The organism is Dietzia sp. B44 (genome assembly GCF_014145245.1).
GTDB classification, from domain to species: domain Bacteria; phylum Actinomycetota; class Actinomycetes; order Mycobacteriales; family Mycobacteriaceae; genus Dietzia; species Dietzia natronolimnaea.
Window position 1 is genome coordinate 1 of sequence record NZ_JAALEF010000386.1, and the last position, 1,553, is coordinate 1,553.

1 protein-coding gene is annotated in these 1,553 nt (G+C 73.7%); it reads right to left on the bottom strand.

Annotated elements, in window-relative coordinates; genetic code table 11:
- A partial coding sequence (locus G6017_RS12500; protein ID WP_182617641.1) for a DUF7782 domain-containing protein occupies positions 1-1,553 on the bottom strand: 1,553 nt, incomplete at both ends.

Below are 1,553 nucleotides of genomic sequence, written 5' to 3' on the forward strand. Positions count from 1 at the left end.
GGCGCGGACGCCGGGCGGGAGCAGCCCGGGGACCCCGGCGGGGACGACGAAGCCGTGGAGGAACAGGTCGGCCACGACCCTGCGCACGGGTTCCGCCAGCTCACCGGGGTCACGACCGGCCCCCGCGGCGGCGAGGACGACGAGATCCTCCAGGGGGAGCGCACCCATACGCGCCCCTCGGAGGACCGTCGCGGTCAGCGGGTCGATCTCGTGGCGCCAGCGTGCACCGGTGACGCGCTCGACCACCACCGACCCGGCCGGTGCAGAGGCCCCGGACGTCTCGTCCCCCGCGTCACCGGCGTCCGGTGCCAGACTCTCCGAGACGTGCAGGTGGACGTCGGGGGAGACGGTGAACACCGTCGCGTCCAGCGCCCGCTCCTGCCCGCCCTGTCGGTCCGCGGCCGCCCGCAACCACGCCATGCGCGCGAAGTAGGCCTCGGCCTCGTCCCCGAGCCCCTCGTCGAAGGGGTGGGTGAGGTCCTCGCAGAGCACCGACGACGCGCCGTCGATCCGCCTGAGGAAGACGTACCCGAACCCGACCCCGTCGACGCCCCGGTCCTCGAAGTGGTCGAGCCAGGCGTCCGCGGCGAGGGCTGTGGACTCGTCCCTCGGGTCCATGCCCTCGTCCGTGAGCCATGTCCAGACGTAGAGCTCCGGGTCCGAGGTGTCGCGACGGAGCACCCAGGCCTCCACCCCGTCGGAGGGGACCCACGACGCCACGTGGGTCCGCCAGTCGGTGTCCTGGCGCTCCACCCAGGAGGCCAGGATGACCGCGGTGCCGTCCCGGGTCAGGTGTTCGTGAGCCCCGGACACGACCGTCCGGCTCGCCCCGTCGAGGGCGAGCCCCGACTCGCGGTACGAATGGCCGGGCTCGGAGGGGCCCACCACGAACGGTGGGTTGGCGACGACCCGGTCGAAACGACGATGGGCGACGGGTTCGAACCAGGGACCGACGAGCAGTTCCCCGTCCAACCCGTTGATGGCCAGCGTGGCGGACGCCAGGTCCAGGCATCTGGGGGTGATATCCGTACCCGTCGCCGTCCTCGCGGTCCCGAGGGCGTGCACGAGCTGGATGCCGCAGCCGGTGCCGAGGTCGAGGACGGAGTCCACGTGCGAGGTGGGTGTGATCCGGAGGAGGGACAGCGTGGCCTGCCCGACCCCGAGGACGTGGTCTGGCCTCGTGGTGGCGTGGGCCATCGACCCGTCGACGTCGGCGAAGACCCAGCGTGTGCCGTGACCGGTGTCCACGGGCCGGAGGTCGAGGAGCGCCCGGAGGGTCGCCTCCGGCGTGGTCTGACGGGTCCACAGTCCGGCGTCGATCCCGTCGGCTACGGGTACCCCGGGCAGGGCCGCCACGACCTCGCCCTCGGGGACCGCGTCACCCAGGATGAACAGCCGGACCAGGGTCCCGACCGGCCCGGCGGAGCGGGCGTGCCTGCGGACGGACGCCGGGTCCGAACGGGCGAGCGCCGAGACCGCCTCCGGCCCCAGCGCGTCCTCCAGTCCGGGCACAGTGAAGTGGCACCCGCGGAACGACTCCGCCAGTGCGGGGG